This window comes from Spirochaetota bacterium, from assembly GCA_040756435.1.
GTDB lineage: Bacteria > Spirochaetota > UBA4802 > UBA4802 > UB4802 > UBA4802.
The window spans coordinates 3,837-24,846 of sequence record JBFLZD010000015.1 but is presented as its reverse complement, the minus strand read 5'-3'; the positions used below and the strand labels follow the sequence as shown (position 1 = coordinate 24,846).

Below are 21,010 nucleotides of genomic sequence, written 5' to 3'. Positions count from 1 at the left end.
GAGTCCGGAATGACAAATGACGAAAAGATTTCGGGTCAAGCCCGGAATGACAAATGATACTCTGTCATTTCGAAGGAGCGAAGTGACTGAGAAATTTTAATTTATTACTTTATTTTTCAAAGGAGTTGCGTATATGGACTGGAAGACTGAGTTAAAGAAGTTGCTGTATATAGTTGCAGCATTTCTTGTTTTTTACTATCTGCCAATTGGCAATCCGCGTTTTGACAATGCTGTATTTGAGGCATTGCACCTGACAAAGTGGTATGCACAGGAACATGTTCTTTTTTGTCTGGTGCCTGCATTTTTTATTGCAGGAGCTATTGCAGCGTTTGTCAGTCAAAACAGTGTAATGAAATATTTGGGGGCCACCGCACCTAAGTTACTGGCATATGGTGTGGCATCGGTTTCGGGAACCATACTGGCCGTGTGTTCGTGTACGGTGCTTCCGCTTTTTGCAGGCATCTATACTATGGGCGCAGGGTTGGGGCCTGCAACAGCTTTCTTATATTCAGGACCTGCTATCAATGTGCTTGCAATTATTCTTACTGCGCGAGTGTTAGGGCTTGAAATAGGTATTGCGCGTGCTTTGGGTGCAATCCTTTTCAGTGTGGTCATTGGTGCGCTTATGTATCTCATATTCAGAAAAGAGGAAATAGAAAAAGCCAATGCCATGATGGGAAGCCCTGAGCCCCAAACACCGCGCCCACTGTGGCAAACGGTTATCTATTTCTTTTTGATGGTGGCAATACTGGTATTTGCAAACTGGGGAAAACCTGCAACACAGGAGGGTCTATGGTACACTATTTTTAGCTATAAATGGGAAATTACCGGCATATCATCGTTGTTATTTGGGCTAACACTTGGTGCATGGTTTGGCGTGAAGTGGTGGAAGGTGCTGGTTTCTATCATTGTCGTTGGTGTTTTAGGATTTCTATTTCCCCATGAGCCTATGATAGCATTTGCTGCAGGAGTTGTTGCACTCACACTAATTACTGCTACTGAAAAAGGCGAAATGGAAACGTGGCTAGAGCAAACATGGTCATTTGCAAAACAGATACTGCCGCTTCTTTTAGGTGGTGTCCTTGTTGCGGGGTTCCTGTTAGGCCGTCCTGGGCATGAGGGGATAATTCCATCAGAGTGGGTTAGTGTTGCTGTTGGTGGTAATTCCGTATTTGCTAACTTCTTTTCTTCTTTAGTAGGTGCATTCATGTATTTTGCTACCCTCACCGAGGTACCTATTTTGCAGGGATTACTTGGCAGTGGTATGGGATATGGTCCCGCATTAGCATTGCTTTTAGCTGGTCCTGCGTTGTCACTTCCCAATATGCTTGTTATACGCAGTGTTATAGGTACCAAAAAGACTGTTATCTATGTATCGCTGGTGGTGGTTATGGCAACCATCACAGGACTTGTGTTTGGAATGATGTATTCATAGGAGGATAAGTACATGCTAAAGAAAATTGCTGTAGTTTTTATTGTATGGGCGATAGTTACCGGGTATGGTTTTGCAGAAGAAAGCAAACCACTGGTAAATATTTCAGGTGTTGGTTATTTTGACTGGAAGAAGGACATACAGAGGTCAGATGGTTCAGAATGTGAAAATACCTTTGAGCTTAACCGTGTGTATGTTAACTTTACAAAGCAGTTTGATGAGATATGGAGCTTGCGAGTGACGACTGATATTGGCCAGGTAGAAAGCGAAAGCACAACAGAATACCAGGAAGATAGTGGGACAGCTTCAAAAGTGAAATCAAAAACCAACAATTATACGGTGTATCTTAAGTTTGCGTATGTTCAGGCAGCACAGCAGTTTGATTCAATTGGATATGCGGTCAAATTTGGTATGGTGGGAACTCCGCTGCTAAACTATGTTGATGAACAAAGTGATTACCGGTGGATACAGCAGAACTATTTTGACAATTCAAAAGATCTGCTGGGGACTACGGTTGATTATTCCGCAGATGCCGGGGTCAGAGCCGATGTTTCTTTATTCAAAGTGGTTACCATAACAGGAGCTATCACCAATGGTGAAGGATTTAAGCATGTAAGCGAAACCGATGATGGTAAAGCCTACTATGGTATGCTCACGGTGAAACCGTTTGAACATTTCAGTCTGATAGCATTCAATAGATATTGTATAACCAATGATAGTGATAGGTCAAATAACTATACCAACAACACGGCGTTTGGTGCATTCTATACACAGGATGTTGTAAAGGCCGGTGTTGTATATGCACTACCTGTTGAGGAAGTAAGTGACCAAAAAACAAATTATAGGCTGATAGATAGTTACCTGCATGTTGACCTCTCGTACGTGTGGACTGTCCCACTGATTATAGCGGTGCGCTTTGGTTATGGAAAAAATACAGATACAGATAATACCACTAAGATTTACTCAGGTGGTATTGGATATCGTTTCAGCAAAGATGTGCGAACTATTGTATATTATCAGCATAAAAAAGATGATTCGTTGTCAAAAGCTGATGAGGTTATGTATGTTAAGTGTGGTATAAGTTTTTAATGTATCTAAAGGAGGTTGTGATGAAGAAGTTTGAAATTCTGGGTACCGGTTGCCCAAAGTGCAACATGTTGCAAAATTTAACCGAACAGGCTGCAAAGGAGTTAGGTTTGCAGTATGAAATAAAAAAGGTTACTGACGTCAAGCAGATAATGAACTATGGTGTGATGATTACACCCGCGCTTGTTGTTGATGGACAGGTTAAGGTGGCTGGAAAAATCCCAACACTGGATGAAATCAAAAAGTTAATCCAGTAAATTTTATTAATTCTATCAGAAGGAGTTTGTTTATGGACTGTTGTGGTGGCGGTACTGTACTGTTATATTCATGTTCTGGTGCGGCTGATGTTGGCTGTATAGCTGACAGGGTTACCCGGATCCTTTCAAAAGAAAAGGTTGGAAGGATGACCTGTCTGGCAGGAGTTGGTGCACGCCATTCAGGGTTTATTGCTTCAGCACAGGGGGCAGATCGCAATATAGTCATTGATGGCTGTCCTGTTGCCTGTGCACAGAAAGGGCTGGAGGCTATAGGTGTTACACCCGAAGTATATAATTTGGCCAATTATGGTTGCAAAAAAGGTGAAACTCCCGTCAATGAAGAGATAATTGAGGAGATAGCACTGCGTATTAAAGAAGATATACTAAATTACCAATCAGTGTCTGTCAGAATAGCGGAAGATGAAGGATCTGGCGGCTGTTCATGTAGTAGTTGTTGATAGTGCAATGACGTTTTTTTATTACATTGATGAAGTTGCGGAAAAATTGTAATTTTAGTAAGGTTTTAATATAGTAATGTTTTAGTCAATATCATAGATAGGCGTGTTTGATATTATTTGGCTGAATATTAGTACACTCTGTCATTTCGACGAGCGAAGCGAGGAGAAATCTTACAGTACAAAGCAAAGATTTCTCGCTACGCTCGAAATGACAGAAAGGGTTGCTCAAAATGACAATGAGTTGTAAAGATTCCAGGTCAAGCCCGGAATGACAGTACTACGAAGAGATTCCGGGTCAAGCCCGGAATGACGGCTATGTAACAAGTCATCCTGAACCATGTCCTGAATTTATTTCAGGATTGATTCAGCCAGTCATCCTGAACTTGATTCAGGATCTAAACGGTGAGGATAAAGATTCCGGAACAGGTCCGGAATGACAGTACTACGAAGAGATTCCGGGTCAAGCCCGGAATGACGGCTATGTAACAAGTCATCCTGAACCATGTCCTGAATTTATTTCAGGATTGATTCAGCCAGTCATCCTGAACTTGATTCAGGATCTAAACGGTGAGGATAAAGATTCCGGAACAGGTCCGGAATGACAGTGCTACGCTATCATTAAAAGGAATGAAGTGAGAAAAAATATTAAAGTACTGAGAAAAGATTTCTCGCTGCGCTCGAAATGACAGAAAGGGTTGCTCGAAATGCCAAAAAGGATTGCTTGAAATGACTGTGATGATGCTCAAAGTGAAGTGAGAGCATCATAACGTTTAAATTAAATTTTAGGGAGAATAACCTATGAAACAGTGGATTGTTTCTATACTATTGATTTTCTTATCAGTAACTATCGCCTGTAAACAAAATAATAATGATGCACAAACACAGCAAAACACAACAGTAGAAAATACTGTAGTGGCTGAAACAAAGGATAACGCTATAGTAACATTTGTTGAAATAGGCTCGGTTAATTGTATCCCATGCCGTATGATGCAACCAGTCATGAAAAAAGTTGAAGAAAAATATGGCAGCAAGGTAAAAATTGTTTTTTATGATGTATGGACACAGGAAGGGGCACCGTATGCTCAAAAGTTTGGCATACGCGTAATCCCAACACAGGTGTTTCTGGACAAAGATGGCAAAGAATTTTTTCGCCATGAGGGGTATTTCCCTTTTGAAGCTATAGATGAGCTTTTACAAAAACAGGGGTTAAAGCCATGATGGAGCTTTTTACCTGGCTTACAAATGCACTTCAATCCACAGTGTGGATTGCAATTGCTGCTTCGTTTGTATGGGGAGTTTTATCAATAGTACTATCGCCCTGCCACCTGGCAAGCATTCCGCTTATCATTGGATATATTGATGATCAAGGAATCAGGGCAACAGCACGAGCATTTGTGGTGTCGCTTTTGTTTTCGTTGGGAATACTTATCACCATTGCGCTTGTTGGTGTGGTTACCGCTCTTGCGGGCAGGATGATGGGTGATGTTGGAATATGGGGCAATGTATTTGTGGCAATTATTTTTTTCATCATTGGGCTGCACTTACTTGAGATTATTACCGTACCATTTTTACAAAAAAGCGCAAATCCTAAAGTTACACAAAAAGGTTTGTGGTCTGCCTTTATGTTGGGACTTGTGTTTGGTATTGCACTAGGGCCCTGTACTTTTGCCTATATGGCACCAATGTTAGGAGTTGCGTTTCAGGTAGCGGCCACAAAGATTTTATTTGCGATAGCTCTGGTGACCATGTATGCAATTGGCCATTGCAGTGTAATAGTTATTGCAGGTACTTCGTATGAAGTGGTGCAGCGATACCTGAACTGGAATGAACGTTCAAAGGGTGCGGTGATTGTGAAAAAAGCATGTGGGCTCCTGGTTATTGGTGGCGGAGTATATTTGATTTTTAGCGTTTTATAATAATGAAACATTTACTGTCATTGCCTCTATGAGTGAAAAAGAAAAAGGGTTGCAGGTTGTATGCAAAATATGTGGAAGCACAAATGTACGGCAGGTATATTTAAGATTATTGAACGACCACAGGATGTTGTTATAGCAGCATTTCCAATGCTTATATATTTTGTCTTAATGTGGTTTGTTACATTCTATATTGTGCGGCGTATTACCGGTGATTATCCAAAAACAACGGCAGTAGCATTCACAGCTGGATCCAATGACTTTGAACTGGCAATTGCAGTTGCCATTGCCATATTTGGTATTAATTCAGGGCAGGCATTTGCAACAGTTATTGGTCCACTGGTGGAAGTGCCTGTGTTGATTGGCCTTGTCAATGTGGCTTTAGCATTTAAAAAACGCTATTTTTAGGGCTTTATTTAGCAGATACGTGTATGCGCTTTGAATGGATGGGCAGGCAGGAAAGACAATATGTAGGTGATGGTATTGGTCAGGTATATATTGAACTTTCTACTGCCTGCAATTTATCGTGTACCACCTGTGTACGCCATTCTATTAAAGAATTTAAAAATACCCATTTTACCAGAAGGTTGCTTAACAAGCTGGTGGGTCAATTACAGGAACTATCGCACCTTAACCGTATTGTTTTATTAGGCTTTGGCGAAGCTCTTTGTAATCCCGACATACAGTGGCACCTACGACACCTGAGTACACTAAATGTGCCGATAGTACTTGTTACCAATGGGTTGCTTATTAATAAGCATTTAGCTGAATTATTTGTTTTGTTGCCTCTTGAAGAAGTCTATATATCTATAGATGATCCTGCAGGAGTTAGACCTGTTATCCGAAAAGGAAGTGATGTGCATATTCCATTGCAGGCAATAACCGTGCTTCAAGAAACAAAAATAAGCAAAACAGCACAAAAGCCGATAATTGGTGTAGAAACTGTTGTTACTGAGTATACTGTTAACAGTGTTGTTGATATAATTACGATGGCAAAACAGGCAGGGGCAGAACATTGTATTGTAAGTCACGTGTTTCCGTATACCAGTGCTATGAGTAATGCTATAGTGTATTCAATTGATGGGAAATATGATGGATTAAAACAGGCAAGAAAATTATTGACACATGATACCACAGGAACCGTGGCAGAAAGCAATGCGTCCACATTACGCAGGTGCCCCTTTATTGAAAAGGGGACGGTGTTTGTCAATGTTAAAGGATACATTTCTCCCTGTCCTGAGCTTGCCTATACACACCAGGCTTACTATTTTGGTAATCCGCGCACACACATACAGCATAGATTTGGGAATATAGCAAAAAATAGTATTGCTAGTGTATGGGAAAGTGCTGAATTTGTCAGTTTCAGGGATAAATTCAGGTATTTTGAATTTCCCGATTGCACCTTGTGTGTGGAACCTGATATGTGTTATCACCGCACTGTGGAACACAAGGATTGCTACTGGAATACTTCACCGTGTGGGGAATGCCTTTGGGCAAAAGGAATTGTACTTTGTCCATAAAAAATTTAAAGAGGTTGATTCTATGCAAAAAAAAATTTCCATTCTGTTTCTTTGTACTGGCAATTCCTGTAGAAGCCAGATGGCTGAAGGTTTTGCAAATGCATTACGCGGGGATATTATTGAAGCCTATTCTGCAGGCATTGAACCAAAAGGCCTTGACCCAAATGCTGTGATTGTTATGAAAGAAGCAGGTGTAGATATTTCACACCATACCTCAAAGCATGTGAATGATATAAAAAATAAGCAGTTTGATTACGTTATAACCGTATGTGGGCACGCCAACGAAAATTGCCCGCTTTTTCCTGGTAAAACAAAGGTATTGCATAGAGGTTTTGAAGATCCGCCACAGTTGTCAAAAGAAGCAAAGACACCTGAAGAAGCATTGCAACATTACAGGCGAGTACGTGACCAGATAAAAGAGTTTATTCTTGAGCTTCCAGGATGGCTTGAAAAGGAGCAGACTGAATTTTTTGTACAGTAGTCTGTAATCATATTTCTATTACGATGATGCAAATATCATCATTAATGAACTCACTGGTAATGTGGCTGTTTAAAAATTCTTCAATTTTACATATCAATTCATTGCCAGTGAGTTTATGATGTTTCTTTAATATTTCAAACAATGTACTGCTGTCAATATTTGTTTTAGTAATAGGATTGTATAGTTCAATAATGCCATCCGTATACAATACAATTTTTGAGCCTTTTTTTAGTTTTTTTGTTGAAACTGCATAACTCCTTCCTTTTTTAATAAGATCCCTTTTTTTAAAAATTCCAATAGGGAATGGTTTCCCTGTTTTTGAAAGCTCACTTACTGTGCCATCATTGTTTACAATTATTGGTGGATAATGAGCAGCATTGCTGTAGAGTAATTCCCTTTTGTCAAAGTCAATTATGCAATAGAGTGCTGTGACAAAATTTGCCCCAATGTTGTCAGTGAGATATTCATTGAGGTAGTACAGTAATTTGTCAGGTTTAAAATAATATTTTTTCCCAACTATAAGATAATGCTTCAGCAATGCGGTGATAAATGCTGATGAAATGCCATGCCCTGTAACATCGCTTAAAAATATGCCAATCCTGTTCTTTGTTTTATCAAGAGAAATAAAATCATAAAAATCTCCACCTAAACTGTAATATGGTCTGTAGTACAGAGAAATTTTAGGAGTAGGTGAGTTTTGTGGCATGATAAAACGATGTAAGTGTGATGCAAAGGTTAATTCCTTTTCCATGGTAAATTTGTATCTGCTTAGCATTTCTTCATTTGCTTCAAGTTTGTTATTCAGTATGAAATCCTTAAAATTCCTTTGTTCGGTTATGAATGCTAATAGGCTTAAGAAAAAAGCTGTTGCAATGGGATTTGAAAGAGTTGTCCACTCGTTTGTAGTCAATTGTGTTTTTATTGCTATAATAAAAATAAAAAGTGATAATGGTACTATTAACAATAATGGCATATACCGTAAAGCACCTGATGATATGAGGAATGTAACTATAAAAACAGTTTGAATTCCGGTTGAAACGTTTGATATATAGATATCAGGATGGAGAGGATTGATAAAGATGTGATATGCTATTCCCAGCATCATAATTATACCTGATGTAAGAATAATTGTATACAGGGGAATAACATAGTGGATATATTTTTTAAGTAGTGTTACTGATAGAATAAAATATATACTACACAGTAGTATGGGAAGTAGCCTGTACCACAGGGTGAAATCAAAATGTAAAATCCATATATCCTGATACAGAAACAACGCAATTACAATAGCAACCACCGGGGATGTAATTCTGCTTATTGTTAATGTTTTATAACTTTGATCAATGTAATATTGTTGTTTTAAATCTTTTGTTTTCATATGCTAATAAAATTTTATAATTTATTGTATACCTATACCATAAAATTAATAAAAACTATTGTCAATACAAACATTTTAAGTAGGTGGATTTTACATTCAAACAAGATAAGATTGTTTCGTCACTTCGTTCCTCGCAATGTCAGGAGGGGAAAAGTCATTGCAAAGAGAAGTCTTTTAGGCCACCCCCTCACAATGACAAAAAGTGGGAATGCTTCATCATTCCAACGATAACGCGATTCCTTGCAATGACAAGGGTTATGTCACTGGAAGCATAGCAGCAATCAATTAATTCTTGACAAAAATATGTATGATTGTATTACATAATTTGTGACTGTTACCATGAACTATCGCCATCATGAAACAGGAGGTAGGTATGCCGCTTAATGAAAAAGTCATTGGTAAAAAATATATATCTGACCCTATAAAAATTTCGCAGCATGAAAGTATTTATTATGCCCTTGCCTATAATGAAGACAATGATGCTTATTTTGATAATCGAAGACCTGGTGGGATTATTGCGCCGCCTATGTATGCGGTATTTTACGGGGCTGGTCCTACTGCTCAGATAATCTTTGATGCAGAGATTGGCATGAACATGATGTTTGTGGTACATTACAGCCAGTATTTTGAATGGCTGAAGCCTGTTAAACCGGGGGATGAAGTTACCTCAGAAGGAACTATCACTCATATTACCGTTAAAGAAAAAGGAAGTATTTTGGGCTGGGAGACAGTTACTAAAAATCAGCATGGTGATGTTGTAGTGAAAGCACGATGGGAGTTTTTTGACAGGAGTGCAGGTTCGGGAAAACCAGATGCAAAAGGTGAAGAGGAAACTGTTCCATCACAGTATGTGTTTGAAGACACTATGAAAGTAAAAAATGGGCAGACATATATATATGCTGAACCATCAGGTGACCATAACCCCATCCATGTTGATGATGAGTTTGCAAAAAAAGTGGGATTGCCCGGTATCATTTTACAGGGGCTTTGCACCATGGCATTTGCTCATAAGATGGCAGTGGACCATCTAACACCTGATCGTAATCCCTTGAAGGTGCGGGAATTATTTGTTAGGTTTGCACGGCCGGTATTGCCGGGGCAAACGCTTACATTTAAAGGATATACCATAGAAAAGCTTGCAGATAAAACCAGATATGGAATAGTTGCGTTAAATAATGATGGCAAGGATGTGCTGCGCAATGCGTGGTGCTCCGTTGCCCAATAAAAATACTATATAAGTCAGGAGGGTATTATGGCTATACGATTTGACGGTAAAGTGGCTGTTGTTACAGGAGCAGGTTCTGGTTTGGGGCGCACCTATGCGTTAGAGTTTGCAAAACGCGGTGCAATGGTGGTTGTCAATGACCTTGGCAGTTCACGAGATGGCTCGGGTGCAAACAGCAGTGCTGCCGAAGCTGTTGTGGAGGAAATCAAAAAAAGTGGCGGCAAGGCTGTGGCAAATTATGATTCGGTTGCTACTGTTGAAGGTGGTGAGAATATCATAAAAACTGCAATGGATGCATTTGGCCGGGTTGATATTGTTGTTAATAATGCAGGGATACTTCGTGACAAGACATTTGTTAAAATGACTGAGGATGAGTGGGATATAGTGCTGGCTGTGCATTTACGCGGTGCTTTCTGTGTGACAGCTCCCGCATTTAAAATCATGCGCCAGCAGAATTGGGGCAGGATTATCTTTACTGCTTCCGGGGCAGGTCTCTATGGCAACTTTGGACAAACCAACTATGCTTCAGCAAAGATGGCGCTTGTTGGCCTTATGAATGCACTAAAATTAGAAGGGGCAAAATATAACATTTTAGTTAACACGATAGCTCCGGTAGCAGCCTCGCGTATGACCGAGGATGTACTGCCAAAAGAAATCTTTGAAAAGCTGAAACCCGAATATGTTACACCACTGGTAATGTATTTATGTTCAGATGAATGTAAGGATACGGGAATGATATTTAACTGTGGTGGTGGATGGTATAGCCGAACTGCCATAATGTGTGCAAGTGGCACTATAATTCAGGGAAAAGAGATAACTGCTGAAGATATCATGGCTCAGTGGAGCAAGATTACCGATTTGAGTGATGCAAAACCATTAAATAACATTGGCGATACGTTTGCCTATATGGCACCCCTATTGAAATAGGGGCATAGCATACCATGCCTCAAGGGTATAGTGCGATGCGTCTTGTGGAGACGAAGAGTAATAATGTGTAGTTCACAGCAAAAGTTACTGTAACTGTTTATTTTGAATAGATGGCATTCTGATCCTGAATCAATCCTGAAATAAATTCAGGACATGGTTCAGGATGACGTGATGGTTAGCCGTCATTCCGGGCTTGACCCGGAATCTTTACGTCATTTGTCATTCCGGACTCGATCCGGAATCTCTTCTTCCTATCATTGAGATCCTGAATCAATCCTGAAATAAATTCAGGACATGGTTCAGGATGACTGGCTGAATCAATCCTGAAATAAATTCAGGAGAAGGTTCAGGATGACGTAGTGGGGTGTAAAAACTCAATCACGTTTCAGTATAACAAAAAGAATTATATCAGGAGGTTCGTCAATGATTGGTATAGTATCATATGGTGGGTATATCCCCTTACGGCGATTATCCCGCATGCAAGTGGTGCAGCAGATGGCGTGGTACAATCCGCTGCTCTATATGCTCATGGCGGGAGAACGCTCTGTGGCAAACTGGGATGAGGATGCCATAACAATGGCTGTAGCAGCTTCGTTTGATGCACTGCATTCGGTTGATACAAAGAGTATAGATACGGTGTATGCTGCTTCAACTACATTCCCCTTTGATGACAGGCAGAATGCAGCAGTAATTGCTGAGGCATTGAGTTTGCAGGATGGTGTTAGAACTGTTGATGTGACAGGTTCACTGAAGGCAGGACTAACGGCAATTGTTGCAGGGCTAGATGCAATTGAGTCTGATTCTGCACGCAAGGTTTTAGTAGCTGCCGGTGAAAGGCGTTATACACGGGCTGCTTCCACGCTTGAGCTGATGTATGGAGATGGAGCAGCCGCACTAGTACTGGGGAGAGAAAATGTTATAGCTGAATTTTTAGGGTCATGTGCATATCATGAAGATTTTATTGATCATTACCGTGGTGCTGAAAAACGTTTTGACTATCCATGGGAAGAGCGGTTCATCCGTGATGAAGGGTTTGGCAGGATTATTCCCAAAGCAATAAAAGCCTACTGTGAAAAATACCACACTGATATATCAGAATTTGCTACTGTACTTTATCCCTGTCCCTTTGCACGAGAACATGCAACTATTGCAAAAAAGATTAAATCTGCTGGTGTGCATACTAATCTGCATGAAGGTGTAGGGGATACTGGTACAGCACACCCTCTGGTAATGCTTGCTCATGCCCTTGACAGCGCAAAGCCCGGTGATAAGATACTGGTGGTTGGATTTGGTCAGGGATGTGAAGTGGTTGCCTTTCAGGTAACCGATGCAATTGAAAACATTAAGCGTCCTAAAGGTGTGACTCTGAGTATGGCACGTAAAAAAGATATACCATATGCAAAGTATTTAAAATTCAGAGATTTGATAGATGCAGATATAAGCATACGCGCTGAAGCAATGCCAAATACTTCACTATCTGCACTGTGGCGACACAGGAAAATGATCCATGGTTTTACTGGATATCTGTGCAAAGCGTGTGGTACACCACAGTTCCCGCCATATCCTGTATGTGTTAATCCTGCATGTAACAAATCAGGACAAATGGAGAATTACAGTTTTGCCGACAAACCGGGGACCGTACTCATGTATACCGGTGATATGCTGGCAGCTTCTGTTGATCCGCCTGCCATCTATGGTCTTGTTGAATTTGATGGTGGGGGCAGGACGCTACTTGATTTTACTGATTGTGAGCTTGATAATCTGAAAGTGGGTTTGCACGTTGCTATGTCTTTTAGAATCAGGCGTCAGGATGATACACGGGGCTTTACAGGATATTTCTGGAAAGCTGTACCATTAATGGAGTAAGGAGGAACGTATGGCCACGGGAATAAAAGATAAAGTTGCAATTATAGGAATGGGATGTACCAAATTTGGGGAACGCTGGGATGCAGATGCAAATGCGCTTATGGTGGAAGCATTTAATGAAGCGATAGCTGATGCAGGCATTGACCCCAAGGAAATACAGGCAGCCTGGCTTGCCACCTGTTTTGATGAAGTCAATGTTGGTAAAAGTGCATTGTCAGCTTCAATAGCACTGCGGCTGCCAAACATTGCGGTGACGCGAGTTGAAAATTTCTGTGCAAGCGGCACAGAGGCATTCAGAGCAGCAGTGTATGCTGTTGCATCCGGTGCCTATGATATAGTGCTGGCATTAGGCTGTGAAAAGCTTAAGGATATTGGCTATGGGGGCTTGCCCGAATTTAGCCAGGCAATTGGTATTTTAAACAGCCTATGGTTTCCCAATATCACAGCACCAGGTTGCTTTGCCATGCTTGCCGGTGGGTACTGTGCAAAGTATGAATTAAAAATGGAAGATGTAAAACGGGCAATGGCACATATATCGGTTAAAAGCCATGCAAACGGTGCGCTCAATCCAAAAGCGCATCTACAGCGTCCGGTAACAGAGGAACAGGTTTTACAATCGCCTATGATTGCCTATCCTTTAGGGCTTTTTGATTGCTGTGGTGTCAGTGACGGAGCAGCATGTGCCATAGTGTGTAGTGTTGATGTGGCAAAAGCTTTAAAGAAAAAGGATTTTGTTACGGTAAAGGCATTACAGATTTCAGTTTCCAATGGTGAGGAAATGGCATTTTCTAACTGGGATGGTGCACATGTAGTCAATACCGAAAAAGCAGCTATGCGAGCTTATCAGGAAGCTGGCATTAAAAATCCGCGAGAAGAGTTAAGTTTGTTAGAAGTACATGATTGCTTTTCCATAACTGAGCTTGTAACCATGGAGGATCTTCATGTATCTGAGCGGGGGAAGGCTGTGAACGATGTCATGGATGGTTTTTTTGATAGCACCGGTAAAATCCCCTGTCAGATTGATGGAGGTCTTAAATGCTTTGGGCATCCCATCGGAGCATCAGGGCTTAGAATGGTTTATGAAATCTATCTGCAGTTGCATGGAAGAGCTGACAAACGACAGTTAAAAGACCCAAAGTTGGGGTTAACTCATAACTTAGGGGGATTTCCCATGATGAATGTGGTGAGTGTGGCGATAGTAGGAAGATATACATAATTTTTGAAGAAATGAACGCTAAGGTATAATCTCACACTCCTGCTGGAGGGCTTGAACCAAAAGTTAAGCGCGTAATTTTAGAGCTTCTGGAAGAATATTTTTCCCTATCCAATAAACCAACTTGACAAAATATTCTTGCTTTTAGTATATATGTATGGTATAGGCGATAGTTACTATCGCCTAAATTTTTTATAAAAATTTCAAGTGAGGATTTCATGTTTGAAGGTGTTTTTACAGCACTGGTAACGCCTTTTAAGAATGGCACAATTGATTACGATTCTCTGGAAAAGATTATTGAGCATCAGATTGCAGGGGGAGTTGATGGCGTTGTTCCCATGGGCACCACAGGAGAATCTCCCACGGTAAGCTATGAGGAGCATGAAGAGTTCATTGTGCGTGTGGTGAAAATAGTAAATAAAAGAATAAAAGTTATTGCTGGCACCGGTTCCAATTCAACCGATGAAGCAATCTATCTTTCAAAGGCTGCTCAGGATGCAGGGGTTGATGCAGTGTTACTTGTCAATCCGTACTATAACAAACCGCCGCAGCGAGGGCTTATCGCACATTTTGAAGCAGTGGCACAATCAATTTCTATTCCGGTGGTGTTATATAATATACCGGGAAGAACCGGAATAAACTTTTTGCCCGAAAGTGTTGCACAGCTTATAAAGCGTGCACCCAATATTGTTGCCATGAAGGAAGCATCAGGTGATATTAATCAAATGATGAACCTTATTGAATTGTGCGGTGATAGGATTACACTTCTTTCCGGTGATGATAATTTACTCTTACCTGTGTTGGGCATAGGCGGCAAGGGAATAATATCAGTTCTTTCTAATCTATTGCCAGCAGATGTGAAGGCTGTGGTGACACTATTTAACACTGGAAAATTTGAAGAAGCAAAAAAGAAGTTCTATGCATTATTGCCACTATGTCGTGCAATGTTTTATGAAACCAATCCAATCCCCATTAAAGCAGCTATGGAAATGGCTGGATTTTGTTCTTCAGAAGTGCGCCTGCCACTGGTTCCACTTTCTGATGATAATCGCAAAAAACTGAAAGATGCTTTGATTGCTTATGGAGTGAAGCTATGAGAATTGCTATATGTGGAATTACCGGCAGGATGGGGAAAGCCATTCTTACTGTTGCCCTTGAAAAAGGCCATACGCTATCACAGGCACTTGATGCAGAAAAATGTCCATTACTGGGTCAGGATGCGGGTAGCTTGATTTCAAAAAAACTAGATGTTACCATTGAATCATTAAACAGTGCAAAGCTTGTTGCTGATGCAGTGATAGATTTTTCTGCACCTGCTGCTACCGAGGTGTTGTTGCAAAAAGCAGTGGAACATAAAATTCCTGTGGTAATAGGTACCACCGGATTTTCAGAGACACAAAAAGAAAAGATACAGCTGGCAGCACAATCAATCCCCATTGTATTTTCCCCCAATATGTCGGTGGGTGTCAATTTATTATTTAAGCTTACACAGATGGCTGCGTCAGTGTTACAGGATGGCTATGATGTTGAAATATTTGAGGCGCATCACCGTTTAAAAAAAGATTCCCCTTCGGGTACTGCAAAAAAACTCATTGATATTGTAATGGAAACCAGAAAAGATTTACACAGTGCAAAGCTTATGCATGGAAGGGAAGGCATTATTGGAGAGCGTACAAATAATGAGATTGGAGTCATGGTAATGCGCGGTGGTGATATTGTAGGTGAACATACGGTATATTTTATTGCCAATGGTGAGCGTGTTGAGCTGACTCACCGTGCTACAAGCCGTGAAAATTTTGCACGTGGTGCAGTTATGGCTGCAGAATTTGTAGTGCACAAAAAACAGGGACTGTATACCATGTTTGATGTATTGGGATTTTAATAGCAATGAGCCAGAATGATGTAAAAAACGATACTGTTTCATTTGAAGAAAATCCTTATTCACCTGAGATAAAAAAACCAGAAGATATTGTCAGGCTTTTCTATATTCACAATGTCCCAATTTTGCCAGTTATATCAAAACGTGGAATATTATTTGGAATATTAAAGAAAGATGATGTTATTGCTGAACTCAGTGATATTGCCCGCAGTATGGTTAAAATTGATGAATTTGTCCAGAAGCTTGCAAAAAAGATGACTATGGATGAGCTCTTGCCGCTGGTGGTAAATGTTAAGGAACTCATTGCTATTGACCTGTTTGGCGAGGTTCAGGGTCGCATGACACGCCTGGATTTATTTATGGCAGCTGAGGGACACTATGAAAAAAAGGAAAAAGAAAAAGGGAAAGAAGGAAAAGAAACTCAACCAAAAGATACCGTTATTGAATGGCTTATCTATCTGGTTCTGGAACATATACCAAGAGCACTTTATGCGGTTAATAGTAATGGGAAAACAATATTTTTCAACGGCCATTTTGAAGAAATGTATATTAATGCTTTCCCGGAATCAAACGATGTTGATATAGCATTTACTGAAAAAATACTAATGGATTCAGCTATCAATGATATATATACTTCGTATGTCTATAAGCGGCAGTTTTTTTATAATAAAGAGTTGAAAGCATATTATGAACGAGTGCCATTAAAAAGCGAAAACAAAACAGTAGGATACCTTTTCATGTTTGAAAGGGATATCGCAAAACAAGATTTGCTTGTCCCGGATATCATTACGGACACTGATGGTATTGACGAACTTCTTTCGCGTGCTGAGCGTTCTATTCTGGTACAGGCGTTAACACAATCTGGCTTTGATATAGCACAAACCGCAAAGATGCTCCATATTAGCGTTGCTGATTTGAAAAAAAGAATAAAGAATTATGATGTCACCGTTACCAAGAAAGAAGGTTAATCTATTACATGGCCCAAACTTCATTAAACAAAACAATTAATATATTGCTTATTGAAGACCTCAACTATGATGCACAATTAGAACAAACTATTTTAGAAAAATCAAATTCTCAGTATTCCATTCAATGGGTGTCAAATAAAGAAGAATTTTATAAAGCCTGTGAACAATGTGTACCTGATGTAGTTGTAAGTGATTATCACCTTCCTGATATAACGGCTGAAGAAATAATTGAATATATAAATACCAATTTCAAATACGTGCCGGTTATCATTATCAGTGGTGCTATTGGTGAAGAAACTACCGTAGAAATAATAAAATATGGCGCTGTAGATGTGTTATTAAAGCAGCATTTATTCAAACTTCCACAGGCTATAGAACGGGCAATTGCAGAAAAACAAAAGCGAAAAGAACTTGATGATGCATTAGAAAAATTAACAAAAACAAAAGAGCTCCAAGAGTTGATCTTGCAGAATGTTCCCGTAGGAATAATAGTGACAAAGCTCAATGGTGAAATAATTGAGATAAATAGAGCAGGTTTAAGGATGTTGGGCTATGATAGGGATACTATCCTTAATCATTTTTCTGCTAAGGGATTCTTTGTTGATAAAAAACAGCAAAAACACTTTTTTAATTTGTTGCAACATAAAAAGCTAGTTAATAATTTTGAAGCTAAGGTCTACAGGAAAGATGGTGCAGTGCGTATATTTTCTTTTCATTCGGTACTACAACCTATTGGAAATGAACAGTGTATTTTTACTGCTGCACTTGATTTGACCGACCAAAAAGCACTTGAGGACAGAGTATTATTTCTTTCATTTTTTGATCCTCTTACTCAGTTGCCCAATAGAGCCCTATTAAAAGATCGCATCGATTTAGCGTTAATGCGTGCCCGCCATAATAAACGGTATGTTGCAGTTATAACACTTGATGTTGACCGCTTTAAGTATGTCAATGATTCATTGGGTCATAGAGTTGGTGATGATATTTTGCTTGAAATATCACAAAAATTATCAAAATCATTGCGTGACGGTGATGTGGTTGCTCGTATAGGGAATGATGAATTTGGGATTATGCTTATTGATATTGCCCGTAATGAAGATATAATTTCTATCATTAATAAAATACGAAATATATTTACACTACCTTTTCATGTTGATACTAATGAATTATTAATCACAGCAAGTATGGGGGTATCAATATTTCCCACGGATGGCAATACTGCTGAAGAATTATTGCAAAATGCAGATATAGCGCTTGCTAAAGCACGTGAGCAGGGTCGTTTTACCTGTGAATTTTATACAAGGGATTTAAATAAAAGGGTATCTGATTATATAAGCTTAGAGGCCAAACTTAAAAGAGCTATCGCTCAAAATGAATTTGAACTGTACTATCAGCCATACTTCAATATTAAAACCAGAAAAGTGGCTGGTATGGAAGCGCTACTCAGGTGGAACAGTGAAGGCAGCGTTATATCCCCTGCAACGTTTATCCCTGTACTTGAAGATAGTGGCCTTATCATTGAAGCAGGAAGATGGATTATTGAAGAGGTTTGCAGACAACTGTTACAGTGGAAACAGGCAGGATTGCTGGTTAAACCAGTATCACTAAATGTATCGCCAATCCAGTTTCAACAGGCCGACTTTAAAGATATGGTTTTGAATATTATCTCATCGTATGCCATGGATACAGGATATATTGTGCTGGAAATTACTGAAAGCACCTACATGCGTAACATTGATTATACAAAAAAAGTTATGCAGGTATTGAAGGATGTGGGATTGCATTTTGCAATTGATGATTTTGGAACAGGGTATTCTTCACTGAGCTCTCTTTTAGCGTTATCATTTGATTATTTGAAAGTAGACAGATCATTTGTCATGAACGTGGATGTGGATCCACATTCTTCAATTTTGATTCGTGCAATTAACACCATGGCACATACCATAGGGATTAGAACAATTGCTGAAGGTGTTGAAACAGAATCACAATTACAGTCATTGACCGATTTGCGATGTGATTATGTACAGGGATATTATTTCAGCAGGCCCGTACAGGTAGATGCAATACAAAAATTGTTACTTCAACCGTGATACTTCAAGGCGATAGTTACTGCTAATTCCCAATTTTTAATAATTGAATTAATAGGTAAAAATTGTCTTGACTCTCTCTGATTCCAGCTTTAGTATGAAGCACAATGGTATCATGAAGATTTTATAATGATGGAGGATCTTTTTATGAAAAAAATATTTATTATTACTCTCATAGTATATATAAGTTTTCTTTCCTGTGCTACAAAAAAAGGTGTGGTGGCCAGAAAGATTGCCATTACGCCAGGATCAAGAATAGTTGTTATTGCAAATCATACCAATAATATTAAAAACGTTATTATTGCACGGTTCATGAATAAAAATTATTCTGTTAAAGCATTCAATGCTTCAGATTTATATACTATTGAAGATGTCTATGATGTAAAAGATTATAAAAAAGTTGCGTATATGCAACCTTTGAAAAATGACAATATGGTATCATTTGAAAAGGCAGTGGAAAACATCTACAAACTTCATATATATAACTATGAATTGAGCAAGGCCGAAGCCCTCAGCGATATGCGTACTAAATATGGCACCCAGTATCTCATCTTAATGGAGCTTAAAGAATGGCAAAAAGTATCATGGGCACGTGCCATTGATTTAACCAACATGGAAGTGGTGTGGGTTGAAAATTACCCTGCCCAGTATAAAGATACTCTTGAAACAGTTGTTGATCATTTTATTGCCAGTATGAGTAAGTAATAATGTTAAAATCATGAAAAAATGTTTTATCATAGTTTTGATGTATGTGCTGATGCTTTCAAGCACAGTATATGCAAGGACAACTGTTGCGTTTGGATATTTAACAAACAGAAGTGGAAATCCAAATTTTAATTATATGGAGATAATATTCCCCAATTCTTTTGCTTCATCTATTGAAGCAGTGTATGATTGTACTGTAATAAAGCCACTTAAATTAAATGAACTTCTTGAAAAAAAACAATTAACATTACAACGACATTATGAAAATCATGAATTACCACAGATTACAAAAACTATAGGCTGCGACCTTTTTATCTTTGGTTATTTTATACCATTGCCTGATAATACTATCAAAATTGTTTTGACATTGTATGAGAGCGGTTCCAACCAGATATTTACGTTTACCAACATAGGCAGGATGGAAACGGAGATTTTTAAAATCATTGATAGAATTACCCTGGTGTTGTTTGATTTCTTTGGAAAGAATGGTTTTTTTATGTCAAAGCCAATAGTAAAAGGAAGTTCTGTAGGGCTTATTACAAATCTGAATCCGGAAGAACTCAATATAGTATACGCTGAATTTTTTGATGCAGGGTATTCCGTTATTGCAGTTCAGGGGAATGAGCTGGATAGTTACTATGCTCATGAAAATGAAATTATGAATTATTTTCAGTATATCAGTACTGATACCAACTCATATGATATAATCACGGATTGGAGCAAATTTACAATGACTGTGGGGGTATGGGAGGGCAAGAAAAAGAAAGAATGGCAGGAGGATTTAAGAAAAATATATGAAATGTATGAACTCAATTATAAAGTTTTTAAAAATACAGTACTGGAAAGATATAGAAATATATATCCAGGGTGTGATTATTTACTGTTTGTGGTGTATAATTCTTCGCGTACAAGCTGCTGGGCTCGAGCTATTGATATAAAAGCAAAACAATTAATATTTATGCATTCAAATGTAGCGGCTACAGGCATGGTTACCGATCTGCAAAAAACCACTCACCAGCTTATAACGATTATTCAAACTCCAACGGCTCTACCTCAAAAATCAAAGAAGAAATAAAACACAACTATTCAAAATCTTCAGATAATGATTTGTTTTTACCCCATACAGTAAAACGAATTCCTGCTAAAAACTGTAATCCACCAATGCTTGCATTTTTAAAATCAGTTGTATACATTGATTTTGAATAACCAATTTCAATAAAGGGACTAACCCATTGTGTTAATAACCACTGCCCTCCTAACCAGAATCCATACCCCATGCCTGTTTCACCTAAATCTTCAATACCTGCTGAATCATTCTTTGGTTTTACTTCTGTACGTGATATTCCAGCAGCAGCGCTGAGTGTGATTGCTACAGGAAACTGCTGAATAAAGTATACATATTCGCCGCCTAAAAGGCCCTGAATTTGCATGTATTCGGTTTCATTAATTGTGTTTGGATCTTCCGTAGTAGTTGAATATGTTTGTCTGTAAAAAATATTTATGTCATCTCTAATACTTGCTGCAATTTTTAGCCCAAAGCCGCTCTGTGTCTTTGCGTCACCTGCATTATTGAGTATAAACAAACCATCAACGTATACATTAGCCATTGCTATCG

At 39.1% G+C, this 21,010-nt stretch carries 20 protein-coding genes and 1 pseudogene; 19 read left to right on the top strand and 2 right to left on the bottom strand.

The window, feature by feature from the left end:
• Positions 1-133 precede the first annotated feature (133 nt).
• From AB1444_06050 to AB1444_06010, 9 genes and pseudogenes are all read left to right on the top strand, one after another.
• Positions 134-1,435 (top strand): permease, encoded by a 1,302-nt coding sequence (locus AB1444_06050; protein MEW6526217.1) that lies wholly within the window; start codon positions 134-136, stop codon positions 1,433-1,435.
• Positions 1,436-1,447: 12 nt separating this feature from the next.
• Positions 1,448-2,521 carry a hypothetical protein gene (locus AB1444_06045; protein MEW6526216.1) on the top strand — a complete coding sequence of 358 codons (1,074 nt, stop codon included), beginning with the start codon at positions 1,448-1,450 and terminating at the stop codon, positions 2,519-2,521.
• 20 nt (positions 2,522-2,541) lie between these two features.
• The gene (locus AB1444_06040; GenBank protein MEW6526215.1) at positions 2,542-2,775 is read left to right on the top strand and encodes a thioredoxin family protein; all 234 of its coding nucleotides are present in this window, start codon (positions 2,542-2,544) and stop codon (positions 2,773-2,775) included.
• 32 nt (positions 2,776-2,807) lie between these two features.
• Entirely contained in the window at positions 2,808-3,233 is a 426-nt protein-coding gene (locus AB1444_06035) for a putative zinc-binding protein (GenBank protein MEW6526214.1), read from the top strand.
• A gap of 798 nt (positions 3,234-4,031) precedes the next feature.
• Positions 4,032-4,451: a thioredoxin family protein gene (locus AB1444_06030; protein MEW6526213.1), complete on the top strand. Its 420-nt coding sequence runs from the start codon at positions 4,032-4,034 to the stop codon at positions 4,449-4,451.
• Complete coding sequence (locus tag AB1444_06025; GenBank protein ID MEW6526212.1) at positions 4,448-5,149, top strand: cytochrome c biogenesis protein CcdA; 702 nt, start codon at positions 4,448-4,450, stop codon at positions 5,147-5,149. The genes AB1444_06030 and AB1444_06025 overlap by 4 nt, the downstream gene beginning before the upstream one ends.
• 102 nt (positions 5,150-5,251) lie before the next feature.
• Positions 5,252-5,554 (top strand): annotated as a pseudogene (locus AB1444_06020) (arsenical-resistance protein).
• Between the two features lie 23 nt (positions 5,555-5,577).
• Positions 5,578-6,666 (top strand): radical SAM protein, encoded by a 1,089-nt coding sequence (locus AB1444_06015; GenBank protein ID MEW6526211.1) that lies wholly within the window; start codon positions 5,578-5,580, stop codon positions 6,664-6,666.
• 22 nt (positions 6,667-6,688) lie between these two features.
• On the top strand, positions 6,689-7,147 hold the full coding sequence (locus tag AB1444_06010) for an arsenate reductase ArsC (GenBank protein ID MEW6526210.1): 459 nt from the start codon (positions 6,689-6,691) through the stop codon (positions 7,145-7,147).
• 7 nt (positions 7,148-7,154) lie between these two features.
• Here AB1444_06010 and AB1444_06005 read toward each other — a convergent pair whose 3' ends face one another.
• Positions 7,155-8,525 carry a PP2C family protein-serine/threonine phosphatase gene (locus AB1444_06005; protein MEW6526209.1) on the bottom strand — a complete coding sequence of 457 codons (1,371 nt, stop codon included), beginning with the start codon at positions 8,523-8,525 and terminating at the stop codon, positions 7,155-7,157.
• Between the two features lie 373 nt (positions 8,526-8,898).
• Here AB1444_06005 and AB1444_06000 point away from each other — a divergent pair, with 373 nt between their 5' ends.
• The 10 genes from AB1444_06000 to AB1444_05955 all read left to right on the top strand — a co-directional run bounded on the left by AB1444_06000 (position 8,899) and on the right by AB1444_05955 (position 20,470).
• Positions 8,899-9,750 (top strand): MaoC/PaaZ C-terminal domain-containing protein, encoded by an 852-nt coding sequence (locus AB1444_06000; protein MEW6526208.1) that lies wholly within the window; start codon positions 8,899-8,901, stop codon positions 9,748-9,750.
• A gap of 27 nt (positions 9,751-9,777) precedes the next feature.
• Positions 9,778-10,677 (top strand): SDR family oxidoreductase, encoded by a 900-nt coding sequence (locus AB1444_05995; GenBank protein ID MEW6526207.1) that lies wholly within the window; start codon positions 9,778-9,780, stop codon positions 10,675-10,677.
• 423 nt (positions 10,678-11,100) lie between these two features.
• Entirely contained in the window at positions 11,101-12,543 is a 1,443-nt protein-coding gene (locus AB1444_05990; protein MEW6526206.1) for an OB-fold domain-containing protein, read from the top strand.
• A 10-nt stretch (positions 12,544-12,553) separates the two neighbouring features.
• The gene (locus AB1444_05985) at positions 12,554-13,759 is read left to right on the top strand and encodes an acetyl-CoA acetyltransferase (GenBank protein MEW6526205.1); all 1,206 of its coding nucleotides are present in this window, start codon (positions 12,554-12,556) and stop codon (positions 13,757-13,759) included.
• Positions 13,760-13,974: 215 nt separating this feature from the next.
• Positions 13,975-14,853 carry a 4-hydroxy-tetrahydrodipicolinate synthase gene (dapA, locus tag AB1444_05980; protein ID MEW6526204.1) on the top strand — a complete coding sequence of 293 codons (879 nt, stop codon included), beginning with the start codon at positions 13,975-13,977 and terminating at the stop codon, positions 14,851-14,853.
• Positions 14,850-15,638: a 4-hydroxy-tetrahydrodipicolinate reductase gene (gene dapB / locus AB1444_05975; GenBank protein ID MEW6526203.1), complete on the top strand. Its 789-nt coding sequence runs from the start codon at positions 14,850-14,852 to the stop codon at positions 15,636-15,638. The genes dapA and dapB overlap by 4 nt, the downstream gene beginning before the upstream one ends.
• A gap of 5 nt (positions 15,639-15,643) precedes the next feature.
• Positions 15,644-16,603 (top strand): helix-turn-helix domain-containing protein, encoded by a 960-nt coding sequence (locus tag AB1444_05970; protein MEW6526202.1) that lies wholly within the window; start codon positions 15,644-15,646, stop codon positions 16,601-16,603.
• 8 nt (positions 16,604-16,611) lie between these two features.
• Positions 16,612-18,693, top strand: a complete 2,082-nt coding sequence (locus tag AB1444_05965; GenBank protein MEW6526201.1) for an EAL domain-containing protein — start codon at positions 16,612-16,614, stop codon at positions 18,691-18,693.
• Between the two features lie 144 nt (positions 18,694-18,837).
• Entirely contained in the window at positions 18,838-19,395 is a 558-nt protein-coding gene (locus tag AB1444_05960; GenBank protein MEW6526200.1) for a hypothetical protein, read from the top strand.
• Between the two features lie 13 nt (positions 19,396-19,408).
• Positions 19,409-20,470 (top strand): hypothetical protein, encoded by a 1,062-nt coding sequence (locus AB1444_05955; GenBank protein MEW6526199.1) that lies wholly within the window; start codon positions 19,409-19,411, stop codon positions 20,468-20,470.
• A gap of 7 nt (positions 20,471-20,477) precedes the next feature.
• On the opposite strand, the gene AB1444_05950 is transcribed toward AB1444_05955, so the two are convergent.
• Positions 20,478-21,010: hypothetical protein (locus tag AB1444_05950; protein ID MEW6526198.1), on the bottom strand; the 533-nt coding region annotated here is incomplete at its 5' end.